Origin of the sequence: Paraburkholderia acidiphila, from assembly GCF_009789655.1 — a bacterium.
GTDB lineage: Bacteria > Pseudomonadota > Gammaproteobacteria > Burkholderiales > Burkholderiaceae > Paraburkholderia > Paraburkholderia acidiphila.
Genome location: NZ_CP046911.1, coordinates 1,034,009 through 1,050,792, shown reverse-complemented (window position 1 = coordinate 1,050,792; position 16,784 = coordinate 1,034,009). Strand labels below are relative to the sequence as shown.

At 62.9% G+C, this 16,784-nt stretch carries 12 protein-coding genes; 7 read left to right on the top strand and 5 right to left on the bottom strand.

What is annotated here, in order from left to right:
* Positions 1 to 66 precede the first annotated feature (66 nt).
* Positions 67 to 1,296, top strand: a complete 1,230-nt coding sequence (gene mhpT, locus FAZ97_RS28980; RefSeq protein ID WP_158762164.1) for a 3-(3-hydroxy-phenyl)propionate transporter MhpT — start codon at positions 67 to 69, stop codon at positions 1,294 to 1,296.
* A gap of 22 nt (positions 1,297 to 1,318) precedes the next feature.
* On the opposite strand, the gene FAZ97_RS28975 is transcribed toward mhpT, so the two are convergent.
* From FAZ97_RS28975 to FAZ97_RS28965, 3 genes are all read right to left on the bottom strand, one after another.
* Positions 1,319 to 2,275 (bottom strand): PDR/VanB family oxidoreductase, encoded by a 957-nt coding sequence (locus FAZ97_RS28975; RefSeq protein ID WP_158762163.1) that lies wholly within the window; start codon positions 2,273 to 2,275, stop codon positions 1,319 to 1,321.
* Between the two features lie 64 nt (positions 2,276 to 2,339).
* Positions 2,340 to 3,386, bottom strand: coding sequence for an aromatic ring-hydroxylating dioxygenase subunit alpha (locus FAZ97_RS28970; protein WP_158762162.1), 1,047 nt, complete (start codon positions 3,384 to 3,386; stop codon positions 2,340 to 2,342).
* 93 nt (positions 3,387 to 3,479) lie between these two features.
* Positions 3,480 to 4,250 (bottom strand): GntR family transcriptional regulator, encoded by a 771-nt coding sequence (locus FAZ97_RS28965; RefSeq protein ID WP_069262188.1) that lies wholly within the window; start codon positions 4,248 to 4,250, stop codon positions 3,480 to 3,482.
* A gap of 286 nt (positions 4,251 to 4,536) precedes the next feature.
* Here FAZ97_RS28965 and FAZ97_RS28960 point away from each other — a divergent pair, with 286 nt between their 5' ends.
* The 6 genes from FAZ97_RS28960 (at position 4,537) to FAZ97_RS28935 (ending at position 14,206) form a co-directional block, all read left to right on the top strand.
* Positions 4,537 to 5,814 carry an MFS transporter gene (locus tag FAZ97_RS28960; RefSeq protein ID WP_233271865.1) on the top strand — a complete coding sequence of 426 codons (1,278 nt, stop codon included), beginning with the start codon at positions 4,537 to 4,539 and terminating at the stop codon, positions 5,812 to 5,814.
* A gap of 125 nt (positions 5,815 to 5,939) precedes the next feature.
* A complete protein-coding gene (locus FAZ97_RS28955) occupies positions 5,940 to 7,052 on the top strand; it encodes a porin (protein ID WP_233271864.1) in 1,113 nt (370 codons plus the stop codon).
* 389 nt (positions 7,053 to 7,441) lie between these two features.
* Positions 7,442 to 8,677 carry an MFS transporter gene (locus FAZ97_RS28950; RefSeq protein ID WP_158762160.1) on the top strand — a complete coding sequence of 412 codons (1,236 nt, stop codon included), beginning with the start codon at positions 7,442 to 7,444 and terminating at the stop codon, positions 8,675 to 8,677.
* A gap of 358 nt (positions 8,678 to 9,035) precedes the next feature.
* Complete coding sequence (locus FAZ97_RS28945) at positions 9,036 to 10,280, top strand: ABC transporter substrate-binding protein (RefSeq protein WP_158762464.1); 1,245 nt, start codon at positions 9,036 to 9,038, stop codon at positions 10,278 to 10,280.
* A complete protein-coding gene (locus tag FAZ97_RS28940; RefSeq protein WP_158762159.1) occupies positions 10,277 to 13,237 on the top strand; it encodes a bifunctional diguanylate cyclase/phosphodiesterase in 2,961 nt (986 codons plus the stop codon). Before FAZ97_RS28945 ends, FAZ97_RS28940 begins: the two co-directional genes overlap by 4 nt.
* A 189-nt stretch (positions 13,238 to 13,426) precedes the next feature.
* Positions 13,427 to 14,206, top strand: a complete 780-nt coding sequence (locus FAZ97_RS28935; RefSeq protein ID WP_158762158.1) for a hypothetical protein — start codon at positions 13,427 to 13,429, stop codon at positions 14,204 to 14,206.
* A gap of 41 nt (positions 14,207 to 14,247) precedes the next feature.
* Here FAZ97_RS28935 and FAZ97_RS28930 read toward each other — a convergent pair whose 3' ends face one another.
* Both FAZ97_RS28930 and FAZ97_RS28925 read right to left on the bottom strand, forming a co-directional pair.
* Entirely contained in the window at positions 14,248 to 15,039 is a 792-nt protein-coding gene (locus FAZ97_RS28930; RefSeq protein WP_158762157.1) for a 3-hydroxybutyrate dehydrogenase, read from the bottom strand.
* Positions 15,040 to 15,065: 26 nt separating this feature from the next.
* Entirely contained in the window at positions 15,066 to 16,466 is a 1,401-nt protein-coding gene (locus FAZ97_RS28925; protein WP_158762156.1) for a GntP family permease, read from the bottom strand.
* Positions 16,467 to 16,784: the final 318 nt, after the last annotated feature.

Sequence of the window (16,784 nt, the reverse complement as noted above, 5' to 3'; positions counted from 1 at the left end):
AGGGTAACTAACTAGTACCGGCGCGGTGAAAGGCCGCGAAATTCCATTACAAAACGAGGAGGCAACGTGTCGTCATCGACTACGCAGGTGAGCGCGCGCACGGCGGCGGGCACCGCATGGGTGTTGGGTTTGTGTCTGATCGTGGCGGTGCTGGAGGGCGTCGATCTGCAATCGACAGGGGTGGCCGCGCCGCGCATGGCGCGCGAGTTCGGCCTTTCGGTGAGCCAGATGGGGCTCGCATTCAGCGCGGGCATGCTCGGGCTCCTGCCCGGCGCGATGATCGGCGGACGCCTCGCCGACCGCATCGGGCGCAAGCGCGTGCTGCTGCTTTCGATGCTGGCGTTCGGCGTGTTCTCGATCTTCACCGCCCAGGTGTGGAGCTTCGCCACGCTGCTGGTGGCGCGCGTCTTGACCGGCATCGGCCTGGGCGGCGCGATGCCGAACCTGATCGCGCTCTCGGCCGAAGCCGTGCCGCCGCGCCTGCGCAATACGGCCGTCAGCATCATGTATTGCGGCATGCCGCTCGGCGGTGCCCTCGCGGCGCTGATCGGCGTGCTGAGTGCGGGCGATGCCGAATGGCGGCATATCTTCTATGCGGGCGGCGTGGGGCCGCTCGTGGTCGCGCCGCTGATTCTCGCTTGCCTGCCGGAGTCCGCGGCCTATGAAGCGGCAGCGAACCGGGCGCAGTCCACGCAGGGCGGGCCGCCGCCCACGTGGCGTGTGCTGTTCGGCGAGGGCCGCGCCGCGGTGACCGCGCAGATCTGGATCAGCTTTTTCTGCACGCTCATTGTGCTGTATTTCCTGCTCAACTGGCTGCCCTCGCTAATCGTGAGCCGTGGCCTCACGCGCAGCCAGGCCGGGCTCACGCAAATCTTCTTCAACGTTGGCAGCGTGATCGGCGTGCTTGGCATTGGCCTGCTGATGGATCGCGTGAAGCCTGAGCGTGTCGTCGCCGCCGTTTATGCCGGTATTGCGATTTCGCTCTTCATGCTTGCGGGCGCGGGCAATCTGTTCTGGATCTCCGCTTCGGTGCTGCTCGCGGGGATGGGCGTGGTGGGCGCGCAGTCGATGCTCTACGCGTTTTCCGCCGCGAGCTACGCCACCGTCATGCGCGGCACCGGCGTAGGCGCCGCCGTGGCGGTGGGCCGCGTGGGTTCGATCGTCGGTCCGCTGGCGGCCGGGCAATTGCTGGCGGGCGGCGCGAGCGCCACGACGGTGATTGGCGCGAGCGTGCCGGTCACGGTGGTGGCGGCGCTCGCGGCGTTGCTCGCGGTGCGGCGCGCGCGCGTGTCTTGACGCGCGGCGCCGTATCGGCGGATCAAAGATCGAGCACGAGCATAGGCGTGCGCGAGCGCGAGCAGCACGGCAGCAGTTGGTCGTTTGCGGCGCGCTCTTCGTCGGTCAGATAGACATCGCGATGGTCCGGCTCGCCGGAAATCACGCGCGTGAGGCAGGTGCCGCAGACGCCTTGCTCGCATGAGACCGGCAGCTCGATGCCGCCCGCACGCAGCGCTTCGACGATCGACGTCCCGGCCGGAACGTCGATCACGCGCTGGCAGCTCGCCAGCGTGACCTGGAAGGCGCCATTGGCGTCGGCGTCGGTGTTTGCGGGCGGTTGAGCCACACCGAAGTATTCGCGGTGCACGTTCTGCGCGGGCCAGCCCGCGCTGGCCGCCGCGCCAAGCACGGCGTCGATGAAGCCCGCGGGGCCGCATACGTAGGCATGCTTACCATCGTGCGGGGCGCGAAGCACACGTGCGAGGTCGATGCGGGCATCGGCTCCTTCGCTGTCGAAGTAGAAGCGCGTGTGCTCAGCGAAGCCCGCTTCGGCCAGACGCTCGCGAAACGCGGCGCGTTGTGGGTCGCGGGCGCAGTAGTGCAGCTCGAATGTGCGGCCTGCCTCACGCAACTGCTCGGCCATGGCGATGAGCGGCGTGATGCCGATGCCGCCCGCGAGCAGGATGGTATGCGTGGCCTGCTCGTCGAGCGCGAAATGATTCTTCGGCGTACTGATTTCGAGGATCGTGCCTGCTTCGAGCGCGTGCATCGCAACGGAGCCGCCGCGCGAAGCCGCGTCGCGCAGCACGCCGATGCGGTAGGCGCCTGCTTCTGAGGGGCGGTTGCAAAGCGAATACTGGCGCACGAAGCCGTCGACATGGACGTCGATATGGGCGCCCGCCTCGAACGCCGGGAGCGGCGCGCCGTCGGTGCTCGCCAGTTCGAAAACGCAGATGTCGGTGGCGACGGGAATCTTGCGCAGAAGGGTGACTTTCATGATGCGTTGGGGCAAGGGAAGGAGAGCGGCCGCGCGTGTGCGCGCGACCGTGGCTTCAGATCGATCAGGCAGCCGTAGCGTTTGCGCTGCGCTCGGCGGCGATCAGCCGGTCGAGCACGCGGCGCGATTGCACGCCGCCCGCGTCGATGTTCAGGCTCAGAATGCGGCGCTCGGGCCACGTAAGCAGATTGCGCTGCTGCGATTCGAGCATGTCGAGATCTTCGGAGAAGATCTTGCCCTGGCCCGTGCGGATCGTTTCGGTGAGCGCAGCGTCGTGCACGGCGAAGCTGCGCGCCATGCCCCAGAAGTACCAGATCGACGTTTCGGTTTCCGGCGTGATGAAGTCGACGACGATGCTCGACGCCTTGTCGCGCGCATCGGCGTCGTATCCGCCCTTGCCCGCATGCGCCACGCCCACTTCGATCATCACGTGGCTCGGCGGCGAGAAGTGGCAGATTTGCCAGCGGTCGCAGGGCACGTTGTCGGCGAGGCCATTGCCGCGCAGTGCGGCGGCCCAGAACGGCGGCGGCATGATGTTGTGCATGAAGCGGCTGGTCGTCACCACGTCGCCGTTGACCGAGGTCTTGGGCGGCGCTTCCTCGATCTCGGGCTGGCCGATGCTCGAGGCGTGCACGTAGGTTTCGTGCGTGAGGTCCATGAGGTTATCGACCATCAGGCGGTAGTCGCACTGGATGTGATACAGGCCGCCGCCATAGGCCCACGCGGGATTGTCGGCCCATTCGAGGTGATGGATCTTCGCGGGGTCGGCCTCGCCTGCATCGCCGGGCCATACCCAGATAAAGCCGTAGCGTTCGACCGCAGGATAGCTGCGCACGGACGGAATGCCGCCCACGCGCTGGCACGGCATGCTCACGCATTTGCCGCTCGCGCCCACCGTGAGGCCGTGATAGCCGCACACCAGGTGGCCTTCGCGCACGCTGCCGAGCGAGAGCGGCGCGCCGCGATGCGGGCAAAAGTCTTCGAGCGCGGCGACGCCGCCTTCGGCCGTGCGCCAGAGCACCATGCGCTCGCCGCAGATCTGCCGGCCGAGCGGCTTGCCATTGATTTCATCGGGGGTACACGCGACATACCACGCGTTTTTCAGGAACATACGTCTCCTCCAGGGCGCTTTGCTGCGCCTTCGTTCAGGGTGAGGGGCGGCACGCGTGCCGCCGTTCAGATCAAGCCAGGGCGCCGCGCGTCGTTAGCGCGGATTACGGCGAATCAGGTTGCCGCCAATCAGCCTGGTCATCGCGCGCTGGTTGTCGAGCACGCGCTTGAGGTTTTGATGCGCAATATGCGAGTGCTCACGCATCAGCGCTTCGGCGCGCGCGCCTTCGCGGCTTTCGATCGCTTCGAGCACCGCGCGATGCTGGGCCTGCGCCACGATCAGCGTTTCGCGCGCACGCGGGTCGAGCGACTGCACGACCACGAATGCGCTTGCCGAGGCGAACGGCAACGTCGCGACTTTTTCGATTTGCCGCGCAACCACTTCGCTATCCGAAGCAGCGGCGAGCAGGCGATGGAACCGGCCGTTCGCTTCGACATAGCGGGAGAAGGTTTCCTCGCTCAGTTCGCCCACGAGCAGTTCGTCGATCTCGTCGATGCAATCGTGCAGGTCGCGGAACATCGAATGGGTGATGCCGCGTTCGGCGGCAAGACGCGCGGCGAGCCCTTCGAGCGTGCCGCGCAGTTCGATCGAATCGCGGATTTCGTTTTCCGAGAACGAGCGCACGGCGTAGCCGCCGCTCGGAATCGGTTCGAGCAGTCCTTCTTCCTGCAGACGCATGAGCGCCGCGCGCACCGGCGTGCGCGACACGCCAAGGCGCTCGACCACGCCCAGTTCGGAGATGCGCTCGCCGGGTGCGAGTTCGCCGCCGAGTATCAGTTCCCGCAGCCCGAGTTGGGCTTTGACGGTCTGCGAAGCGGCGGAGCCGGCACGCGTGCTGGCGGGGGTGTCGTCGATGCCGTTCATGTGTAGGGAAGCGATCAGAAACGAGTAGGAATGCGGCCCGGATGCAGTCTGCAGTCAACGCCGCGCTGTGTACAAATTGTATACAGATATTCGGCTGAATCAATCCAATTGACGGCAAATTCAGGGTAAACGTGGAAAAGTAAGCCGAAAGTAAAGAGAAATTGTGTACAGCGAGGGTCTTTTTTGATTGACATCAATGGGCGAGGTTTCCTACGATCTCGCTCGAAGTTCGATAAACGAAGCGACGTTCGCAATACGAACGCGCAACATAATCAAGGAGACAAACGTGACGAGGCATGCCCCATCACACGATTCGCATGAACCACACGATCTGAAAAACGAACGCAGGACGTTGATCCTGCTCGCTATCGGCTTCGGTCTGGTCGGGCTCGACCGCTGGATGATCGCGCCGCTCTTTCCCCACATGATGAAAGACCTCAACCTGAGCTACCAGCAGCTCGGCCAGTTGATCGGCATTCTCAGCATTGCGTGGGGCGTGTTCTCCATTCTCATGGGCCGCCTGTCCGATAGCATCGGCCGCCGCAAGATCATGATCGCCGCGATGGTGATGTTTTCGCTGCTTTCGAGCTTCTCGGGCTTCGCGACCGGCTTCGCGAGCCTGCTGCTCATTCGCGCGCTCATGGGCATCGCGGAAGGCGCATTCACGCCGACGAGCGTGGCTTCGGTGGGGGAGGCCTCGCATCCGTCGCGCCGCGGGCGTAACCAGGGGCTGCAGCTCAGCATGTTCGCGCTGATGGGCCTCGGCCTCGCCCCGATCATCGCGACGCAGCTGCTGCGCGTCGTGCCGTCCTGGCACTGGGTGTTCGCGGTATCCGCCGTGCCGGGCCTCATCGTGGCGCTGCTGATCGCGACGATGTTGCGTGACGCGCCGCAAGTCAAACCGGCCCACACGAAGGTTGCGCACGCAACGAGCGGCCCGCGCTGGAGCGCGCTGTTCGGCAGCCGCAATGTCGTGCTCGCCATGCTGGCCACGCTCTGTGCCATGGCCGGCATTTTCGTGATCGGCGCGATGGTGCCCAACTATCTCGTGGATTACCTGCACCTCGATACCTCGCAGATGGGCTTTGTCGTGTCGGCGATCGGCTTCGGCGGCTTTCTCGGCGAGTTTGGCCTGGCCAGTCTCTCCGACGTCGCCGGGCGGCGGCTGACTTCGGTCGTCTCCTTCGCGGGCGCGGCAATTTCGCTCTATGTGTTCGCCCGCATCGGCGCGAACCCGTGGATGCTCTTTGCGGTGCTGTTCGTGGTGTCGTTCTTCGCGCTCGGCATGCTGGGCGTGCTCACCGGGCCGATCGCGACTGAAGCGGCGCCGGTGGGTCTCGTCGCATCGGCCATTGGCATTACCTCGGGCGCCGGCGAGATTTTTGGCGGCGGCATTGCGCCGGCCATTGCAGGCTATATCGCGCAGCACAACGGTATTCAGTTCACGCTGCAGTTCGCGCTTGGCGGGCTGATCTGCGGCGTCTTCGTTTCGATGTTCCTGATCGAAACCGCACCGCGCGCGCTGGCGCGCCGTTCGAGCCCCGTCGCCCTGCAATCCGACTGATGTTGTCGCGGTAACGGCGCTTCGGCGCCGTTACTGTTTTCCGAAGTTCGAAGTCTATTCCAATTAATAAGGTATCCGTAAGAAACGGACGCCGGCAAAGAGATCAAGGTAAAGGAGACGTCAACATGAAGAGCCTCGCACTATGGTGCACGGCGGTTTCGGCTATGGTTTGCGCCCAGGCCCATGCGGAAGGCGGCCCGGCGGGCGACAGCGTGACGCTGTACGGCATGGTCGACGCGGGCGTGTCCTACGTCAGCAACCAGGGCGGCCACTCGGTGGTGAAGTTCGACGACGGCATTTTCACCCCGAACCTGCTCGGTATTCGCGGCCGCGAAGATTTGGGCGGCGGCTTGCACGCCGTGTTCGATCTTGTCGATCAGTTCTCGATGGGCACCGGCGCAATCGTCTCGGGACAGGGGATCTTCGGGCGCAACGCCTACGTTGGCCTCGACAGCGACCAGTACGGCAGGCTGACGATGGGCAACCAGTACGACTTCATGACCGACTCGCTGTTTTTCGGCCACGACGACGCGGCGATGGAAGTCGGCGGCCTCTACAACTTCCGCGCGGGGCCGTTCGCGAAGATCGCGATTCCGGGCAATCCGCCCTTCGCGCCACAATTCGACTGGGACCGCATGGCGGGCGCGACGGTCGAGAACTCGGTCAAATATCAGTCGCCGAAATTCGGCGGATTCAGCTTCGGCGGCTTGTACGGCTTTGGCGGCATTCCGGGCGCATTCGGACGCGGCAATACGGTCAGCGCAGGCGCGAATTACACCAACGGTGCGTTCGGCATGGCGGCGGCCTATACGGAAGCCAAATATGTCGAGGACGGCGAACCCGATGTCGGCATTCGCAATTGGGGCGTGGGTGCGCACTACGACTTCGGCAAGGTCATGGCGACGCTGCTGGTGACCACCGTGCGCAACACCTACAACGGCGGCGCAATTGCCGAGGGCGAAGTGGGCGCGAACTGGCTGCTCGCGCCGGACTGGGCAATTGGCGCCGACTACATGTATATGAAGGGCAACGCATATCTCGACAACAATCACGCCCATCAGATCACGGCTATCGTCGATCACTTCCTGTCAAAGCGTACTGTCGTTTATGCGGAGACGGTGTATCAGCGCACCAACTCGGGGGCTCAGGCGCTGATTAGCGGCGTGCTCGATCCCGACGGCACGTCGAGCGGTCCCAATCAGTTCATCGCACGCGTGGGCGTGCAAACGCGGTTCTGAACTCGGGCGCTTGATTCAACGCGCCAGCTTTGCCGGCCATTCCTCGCAGGGCGCCTTCCCGGCGTCCTCAGCGTGCTATCCCACGGCACGCGCATAAGCATCTAATCTCAGCCTAATTTGTCCCCGGAAAAATATCGTTTATTTTTCCGGCGCTGAAATGACATAATCACTGCCCCGCTGGCGCGCTGCGCAGCAGGCCACGTCACATTCCATTCATAACCCTTTTGCCGACCCCGCCAATCGCAGGGCCGCACGCGTTTCTTTTTTTGATGTTAATTTAAACGCCATTCCCGATGAGCCATTTAAACGGCGATTTTCCCCATTTTTTGGTGCGAAATTGCCGAACAATGGCTTTTATTATTCGCCCCACTCAAAACAGTCATCGAAACATGAACGACCGTTCTCCCAATCTCGCGCCCGCGCCACTCGAAGAGACGACACTGCGCCAGTGGCTGTCCGTCTTTGCCGTGGCGATCAGCGCATTTGCGTTCGTGACGTCCGAGTTCCTGCCGGTTGGTTTGCTCACCGAGATCGCGCGCGATCTCGGTGTGACGCCGGGCACCGCCGGCCTCATGGTGACCACGCCGGGTGTGATGGCCGCGATCTTCGCGCCGGGCCTGATGATGTTCGCGGGCCGCATGGATCGGCGGCAGGTATTTCTGTTGCTCACAACCATGTTGCTCGCATCGAATATCGTCTCCGCGCTTTCGACGAATTTCGCGCTGATGCTGGTCGGCCGCGCGATGCTCGGCGCGGCGCTCGGCGGCTTCTGGACGTTGGCAACCGCGGCGGCGGGGCGCCTCGTGCACCGGAGCGACGCCGCGCGCGCAACCGCCATCATCCTGACTGGCGTGACCTGCGCAACGGTGATCGGCGTGCCGCTCGGCACCTTTATCGCCGGGCTCGCGTCGTGGCGCATGTCGTTTTTCGTGACGGGCGGCCTCGTCGCGCTCGCGCTGATCGCCCAGGCATTGCTGGTGCCTTCGCTGCCTTCCGCTGCCGCATTGCGTCTTGCCGATTTCGCTTCGCTGCTGCGTCGCCCGTTTGTGCGCCTGAGCATGCTCATGGTCGCACTCGTGTTCGGCGCGCATTTTTCAACGTACACGTTCATTTCACCGCTGCTTCAGCAGGACTTTTCGATGAGCGCGATCACGCTGCTGCTGCTCGCATTCGGTGTGATCGGCTTTTTCTCGAACGCGTTGACTTCGGCCTTCGTCGCCACGCGTTTGAAGTCCGCCGTGGCGACGATGACCGCGCTGCTGTTGTGCGCGCTTTCGGCGATGATCCTGCTCGACCACGCACGTATTGGCGAGATCGCGGCAATGCTGATGTGGGGCGTGGCGTTCGGCGCGATTCCGCTGTGCTTCTCCGTGTGGATCCAGCGCGGCACGGCTGATCAGGCCGAAGCGGGGTCGGCCATGTTCGTGAGCGTGATTCAGGTGGCGATTGCGCTTGGCTCGTCGGTGGGCGGCGCGATCGTGGACCGTGCCGGCATCCGCGCCGATCTCGTGCTCGGCTGCGTGCTCGCGGTGTTCGGCCTCGTGACGTTGCAGCGGCTTGCGGCAATGGAGCGTCCGGTGCGCGTCGCGGCGCTCGACCGCGAATGCAGCCCGTCCCTCGACTGAAACGAGCCGAGCGTGATGGAAGGCGGCGAGCGATCGAACTCGCCGCACCGTGACACGCTAATCGCGCCCGCCCGTTCTGGGTCTGCGCAAAAAATGCTTCATGCTATTGCACTACGTTGGCGCATCGCACTGCGCCAACGTTTGCGAACCGGCGTGAACGTTCGTGCGCAAGCACTCGCCAGTCAACGCGCGCCCAGCTCGAGCGCGGGCTCCCTCAAGTGATGCCCGGTTTCGGCCGATATGCAATCTGGCTCCCCTGCCTCAGGGGTTGGTGTGCCTGGTTTGCTACTCCCGAACTGAAAGCGAGCGTTACGTGCACGGAATCAAGTTTGCCTGGCTGCTATCTGGTTTGATCGGCATGCTGTTGCTTCTGGGTTGCGATCAGCAGAACAACGCCCAGAGCAGCAAGGCCGCGCCGGCACGAACCACCATCACCGCATTGATCTGGGCGCCGGACTGGCCGCAGGAGATGCTGCAGATCGCGGCCGAGTTCGACAGGCTCAATCCCGATGTGCACGTGAACGTCCAGTTCATGGTCGGCAATTCGGTCGAGGAGAACATCAAGCCGCGCGTGGCGGCCGGCACGCTGCCGGACCTCGTCAGTATCAATCCGAACGCCTATGCCGCCGAGCTGGCCGACCAGGGCGTGCTCGCCGATGTTCGCCAGACCGACGCATGGAGCCACATGCTCGCTGCGCTCAAGTCCGACTGGACCAGCCGCGACGGCAAGGGGTTCGGCATTTCGGGCGGCGTGGCGACGACGATGATCTACTACAACCGCGCCATGTTCGCGAAGGCCGGTATCGACACGCTGCCGGCGAATTTCGATGAGTTTCTGGCGGTATGCGCCAAGCTCAAGCAGGCGGGAATGATTCCGGTGATGTGGAGCGGCGGGTTTCCGAACATGCTCGGTAACGGGCCATTCGCATCCGGCTTCGCCAACAATGTGGTCGCGCACGAGCCGCACTGGAAAGAGAAGATGGCGGACGGCACGCTGAACCTGGATACGCCGCAGGTAGCCGATATCTTCGCGAGGATCGCCCTGATTCCAGAGCGCGGTTACGCACAGCCGTCGTTCATGACGACGGGCTACGACGAGGGCATTCGCCTTTTCAAGGAGGGCAAGGTGGCGATGGCGTTTCAGGGCAGCTGGGCCGCCGGTCTCATGCTCAATGGAAACGATTTCTCGGTGGGGGTGTTCGTGCCGCCATGGAACGCACGCGGCGAACGCGTCGTGCCGGTGTTCGGCAGTGAAACGGGCTTTGCCGTTTGCGAAACGCCCAACAAGGCCGCGGCCATGCGCTTTCTGGAATTCATCGCCGGCAAGGGGTTCCCGATTCTCCAGAGGAAACGCCACAACGTTTCGCCGTTCCAGCAAGGCATGGGCACCGTAGTGAGCGACGTGGAGATCGTCGAATACACGAATGCCGTCAGCCGCTATCCGGTCACGGCGAGCCCCTATTATTCGTCGCTTCCTTCCAACACGATTGAGCTCGTGCATAAATTGATGCAGGATGTGCTGCTCAGGAAAATCACGCCCAGGCAGGCTGCGCAGCGCCTGGACCTCTCGGTCAAGACTGAAGCGAAGATGCATTACAAATGAATTCGATCTCCGCGACGCTGCGACGCGCTTTCGATTACCTCTGCCAGGATTTGCTTCGACGCGTCGAGATTCGTTATCGGCTGATTGCCGCTTTCATTCTGCTGGCGCTGTTGCCCATTATCATTTCGGGCTGCATTTCCTATGTGAAGTCGGTCGCGGCGATCAAGGAAAACGCGGAGATCTTTTCGAAAGAGGTGGTGCGGCAGGTTTCGAGAAATGTCGAGCTGCGCATGCAGCAGATCGAATCGGAAAGCAATCTTCTCGTGCTTTCGGATCGGGTCCAGGGGGCGCTGGCGAGAGCGGCAAGCGGCAATGCCCGCGAGAAGAGCGAGGCGCGCGAGGACATGACGCGTTTGCTGCTCGAGCACTACGGCTCGGTCGATTTCATCAACCAGAAATATCTGCTCGACCAGAAAGACCAGATGCTGGATACCCAGGCTTTTGCGCAGTTGACGACCGGTGTGACCGCGCTCGTCGGCCTCGCGCAGGAGTCGCAGGAACGCACCTACTGGGGCAGCTACGACGATGGAGTCGGGCAGCAGAACCTGGGGATGGTGCGCGCCATCTACAACAAGAGCGACAACACGAAGATCGGCAGTCTGGTTCTGGTCGTTCGCCCCGAATACTTCTCGACGATCTTCAACGACGTCGCGGCGGGCAGCGGGACGGAGATCTACGTATTCGATGCGAGCGACAACAAGATCATCGTAGTCCCGAATCATGCTGCGTCGCCCAACCCGGGCGCCACGCCCGAGCCTGGCCTGATCGAGGATATCGTCCGCCACCGCATATCGGGCGAGTCCAGCCGCTTCGTCAATTTCGCCGCGCAGCACGGCGGCCATTATCTTGCCGCCTACGCGCGCATTCCAGGCACGAGCTGGTTCGTGGTCAGCACGATCGCCGAACAGAGTCTCACCGCGGAGGCACAGGCCGTACGCAACCAGATCGTGGTGGTCGGTATTTCCGGGTTTCTGCTTTCCATTTTTCTTGCCTGCTTTATTTCGAACAGTATTTCCGCGCCGCTGCAGGACCTGGTGCGCCGCATGCACGACACGGGCGAGGATGCCGGCGCACTCGAGCACGAAGGCGCGCAGGAGGAGGGCTCGGCTGGCGGTCCGGACGAACTGGCCCGGCTGGCGCAGCGCTTCGAGCGCATGCGCGCGGCCATCAGGCAGAAGATTCAGAAGATCAACGAAATCAATGCGTCGCTCGAGCAGACTGTCGTCGACCGAACGGCGGAACTCGTCGCCCGCGAACGGGAGTCGCGCACGCTGATCGAGAACTCGCCCGATACGATCACGCGATACGACCGCGAACTGCGCCGCACGTTCGCCAATCCCGCCTTTTGCACGTCGGCGGGATGCGACCTCGCCAGCGTCCTCGGCAAGCGGCCTTCGGAGCTGCCTGGCGGCCCGAACGCGCTGGTCTACGAACGGAAGATTGCCGATGTCATCGCGACGGGAAAGAGCGCGCAGTTCGAGCTGAGGTGGGCGGGAAAAGATGGGCAGGAGCAATGTACCCACATTCGCATCACGCCCGAGATCGACCGTTCCGGCCATGTCAGTTCGGTGCTCGCGGTGGGGCGCGACCTCTCCGACCGGATGGCGTTCGAGGCCACCATCTGGAAGCAGGCCAATTTCGATGCATTGACGGGTCTGCCGAACCGGCAGCTATTTCACGATCGACTCACCGAGGAGGCCGCGCTCGCGAGCCGTTCGGGAAGGCGCGTGGCCCTGATGCTGATCGACCTCGACCGCTTCAAGGAAGTGAACGACTCGCTGGGCCACGACCGCGGCGACGTGCTGCTGATCGAAGCCGGGCGCCGCATTAGCGCGAGCGTGCGCAATCTGGACACCGTCGCGCGACTGGGCGGCGACGAGTTCACGGTGATCCTGCCCGATCTGGAAAATATGGAAGCGGTCGAGCAGACCGTGCGCAGCATCAATCGCAAGCTGACCGAACCATTCAAGCTCGGCGCGGACGAGGTCTACATATCGGCGAGCATTGGCGTGACCGTATTCCCCGACGACACCGTTGAACTTGACGCGCTGTTCAAGAACGCCGATCAGGCCATGTATGCGGCCAAGAATGCCGGACGCAATCGCTTTAGTTACTTCACGCCCGACATGCAACGGGAGGCGCAAACGCGCTTGCGCCTGACGAGCGACCTGCGTGCCGCGCTTCCTCGCAATCAGCTTCGCCTGGTTTATCAGCCGGTTGTCGACCTCGCAACGGGACAGGTGCGCAAAGCGGAGGCGCTGATACGCTGGCTGCATCCCGAGCGCGGCATGATCAGCCCGCTGGAATTCATTCCACTCGCCGAAGATACCGGGCTGATCATTCCGATCGGCGACTGGGTGTTCAGGGAAGCTGTGCAACAGGCGCGGCTATGGCGTGAGCAATACGATCCGTCGTTCCAGATCAGTGTCAACATGTCGCCGGTGCAAGTCCGCCAGGACAGCACGGTTGGCGCGAGATGGCACGACTATCTCAATCGTGAGGGCATGCCGGGACAAAGCGTGGTGGTGGAAATTACCGAGGGTCTGTTGCTGCAGGCCGAATCGAATATCGACGAGCGCCTGCTGGATTTCCGGCTTGCGGGCATTGGCATCTCGATCGACGACTTCGGTACCGGTTATTCCTCGCTTGCCTATCTCAAGCGCTTCGATATCGATTACCTGAAAATCGATCGCTCGTTTGTCCAGAACCTGAGCGTCGACGCAAACAATCAGGTGCTCTGCGAAGCGATGGTGGTGCTCGCACATAAGCTGGGCATTCAGGTCATCGCCGAAGGGGTGGAAACGGTCGAGCAACGGGATTTTCTCAGGACGATGGGCTGCGATTTCGCGCAGGGCTATTTGTATTCCAGGCCCGTTGCGCCAGAGCAGTTCGAACCTCTGGTCTGGCCGGTGGTGGCTGAAGGGGCAGCTGGCGAGCAGGCGCGAAGCGATAGCTAACGAATGTAGGGAGCACGCGCCGCTTTTTCGTTTGTGGGGAAACGACCCGAAATAACCAGTCAGCATATAAATCGGCACGTTCAGGCGTTCTGTACGAAGACGTACGGAACACGAAAGCTTTTTCGCTCAGTCTACGGTCTGCATTGACGTGTGCCTGGATTCACCGATCAGGCTGCGCAAGGGACCCCAATGAACGCGTTGAACGATGAGCGGCTGCTTGATGAAATCGCGCGGGTCGACGTGCAGAGTGCGCAGGCGCTCGCCCAGTCGATGGACGACGATGGCGTGGGCGTGCTTTACGACATTGTGCCACCCGCCATTCTCGCAAAGCTTCGCAAGGGCGTAGCCGAACTGGTCGAACAGAACGGCAGCCGCTACTTCGGCTTTAGCGGGGCGCAATGGATCAACGGGACCTGTCTAGCCCCGCTTTTCGAAGACGCCGGACTGCATGCGCTATTGCGCCAGTTGTATGTACGCAAGATGGGCACACTGCCGCCCAGTGACGCGGTTCTCCCGGTCATGCGGGTGCTTTCGGGCAAACAGGGAATCCGTCACTCGAACAATTTCCACTACGACTCTTATGCCGTGTCGATCTTGCTCCCAGTTCTGATACCTGATGACCCGGGCGAGCGGGCAGGCCATCTCATGATGTTCCCGAATCTGCGCAATGCGCGGCGGTCCGCGCTCGTCAATATCGTCGAGAAGGCGATAGTGGAAAAGCTGCTCGCCAGAATCTGGCGCTTACCGCGTGTACAGAAGTGGCTCTCGGCGAAAGTCGTGACGTTGCAGCCGGGTAATCTCTACTTCATCTGGGGCTTGCGCTCGTTGCATGCGAATCAGGCCTGCGCACCTTCCAGCGTTCGGTGCACGGTGCTGTTTCACTTCGGCGACCCGCACGCAAGCAGCGTGTTCAAAGGGCTCAGTCACCGGCTGCATGCCATGAGGCTGCGGCGCATGGCGCGCGATTGATCCCGCTTGATCTCGCTTGATCTCGCGCGCCGCTGCCACATTTACTGCGCGAGCCAGCCGCCGTCCACCTTGAGTTCGGCGCCGCGCATCTCGTTCGCCGCCTCCGAGCACAGAAACGCCGCTACGCCGCCAATTTGCTCGACCGTCGCAAAGCTTGCCGACGGCTGTTTTTCGCCGAGCAGTTTCAGCGTGGCGTCTTCGACGGAAATGGCCTCGCGGTGGGCCAGATCGTCGATCTGCTTCTGCACGAGCGGCGTGAGCACCCAGCCCGGACAGATTGCATTGACGGTCACGCCGCTGCGCGCCGTCTCCAGTGCGGCGACCTTGGTGAGGCCGATCACGCCGTGCTTGGCCGCGACATAGGCCGACTTGCCGACCGAGCCCACCAGTCCGTGTACCGAAGCGATATTGATCACACGTCCCCAACCCGCCGCGCGCATGATGGGAAGCGCTGCGCGCGTCGCGTGAAACGTCGCGCTCAGATTGATCGCGATGATCTGATCCCAGCGCTCCACCGGAAAATTCTCGATCGTTTCGACGTACTGAATGCCCGCGTTGTTGACGAGAATATCGGGGCCGCCGAACGTGCTTGCCGCGAAAGCCACAAGGGCTTCGATTTCGGCGGGCCGGCTCATGTCCGCATCGTGATGCGCGGCGCGCGCGCCGGTCGCTTCGATTTGCGCCAGTGCGGGCGCGGGATCGCCGAAACCGTTCAGGACGATATTGGCGCCTGCGCGGGCCAGCGCCGTCGCAATGCCGAGACCGATGCCGCTGGTCGATCCGGTGACAACGGCGGTTTTTCCGGCGAGGGAGAGCGTGTTGGGGAGATGCATGAGTTAGGGCCTCGTGTGAATGCCGCTTAGACGATGCCGGTCAGATAGAACACGGCAATGACGAAGAAGACCGCGAGCGTCTTGATGATGGTCACCGCGAAAATGTCGCGATACGACTCGCGGTGCGTGAGGCCCGTGACGGCGAGCAGCGTGATGACCGCGCCGTTGTGCGGCAGCGTATCCATGCCGCCGCTGGCCATGGCCACGACGCGGTGGAGCACTTCCATCGGAATGTGCATGGCCTGAGCGGTCTTGATGAAGGTGTCCGACATGGCGGCGAGCGCGATGCTCATGCCGCCCGAGGCCGAGCCCGTGATGCCCGCGAGCGCGGAAACCGAAACGGCTGCATTCACGAGCGGATTCGGAATGGCCTTGAGCGCATTGCCGATCACGAGAAAGCCGGGCAGCGCCGAGATCACACCGCCGAAGCCGTACTCCGATGCCGTGTTGAGCGTGGCAAGCAGTGCGCCGCCCACTGCGGTTTTCGTGCCGGAGGCAAAGCGTTCCTTCACACGGCCAAACGCCGTGACGACGACGAGCAGAATGCCGAGCAGCAGCGCGCCCTGAACGGCCCAGATCGCCACGACGCTTTTAACAGGCACCGTAACGGGTGCGTGAATACCGGGCAGCACGTCGGGTGCGACGGTGAAGCTGTCGCCATACCATTGCGGAATCCACTTCGTAAGCAGGAAGTTGGCGACGCCAACGAGCACGAGCGGCGCAATGGCCAGCGCCGGATGCGGCAGATTGCCCGTTTCAACGCGTTCCGGTTCGTTCAGGAGCGAAGTGCCATAGCCTTCGCCCTTCGCCATGGCGCTGCGGCGGCGCCATTCGAGGTAGGTGAGACCGACCACGATGATAAAGACCGAGCCGATCACGCCGAGCCACGGTGCGGCCCACGCGGTGGTCTTGAAGAACGTGGTGGGAATGATGTTCTGGATTTGCGGCGTACCGGGCAGCGAGTCCATCGTGAACGTGAATGCGCCGAGCGCGATGGCGCCGGGCATCAGGCGCTTGGGAATGTTGCTCTGGCGATAGAGTTCGGCCGCGAACGGATACACGGCGAACACCACGACGAACAGCGAGACGCCGCCATACGTGAGCAGCGCGCAGACCGCAACGATCACGGCATTGGCGCGCGAACGGCCAATGTAGCGGATTGCGGCAGCCACGATGGCTTCGGAGAAGCCGGATAGTTCGATGACCTTACCAAACACCGCGCCGAGCAGGAACACGGGGAAGTAGAGCTTCACGAAACCGACCAGCTTTTCCATGAAGATGCCCGAGAAAACCGGTGCGACGGCGGCGGGATCGATCAGCAGCACGGCGCCTAGTGCGGCGATGGGCGCAAAGAGAATGACGCTGTAGCCGCGGTAGGCGACCAGCATCAGGAACGCCAAAGCGGCGATCACAATCACAAAGGACATCTTGTCTCCAGTTCGTTTATTCGTGCAGGTCTGTTTGTTGTTCGCGCGCGCCGTAGCCGGCGCGACCGCGCTATAGAGCACGATATGTGCCAGCGGGCGGGGAGCCTTGCACGGAGCGGGGCGGTGGCGGGCACAGCACGCGCGGGATGCGCGGCGGGAAGGTTGCAGCAGCAACGTGTCCCGAAACTGAGACGGCTTGGTCGGCGAAGCACGCCGCCGCCTGCGCTCTTTCCTGTCAAGCCCCGATAGTTCGGGGTACATGGGCCAATCTCGTTTCTGAGATAATGCGTCCCGAAAATGAGAATTCACGGGCCATCA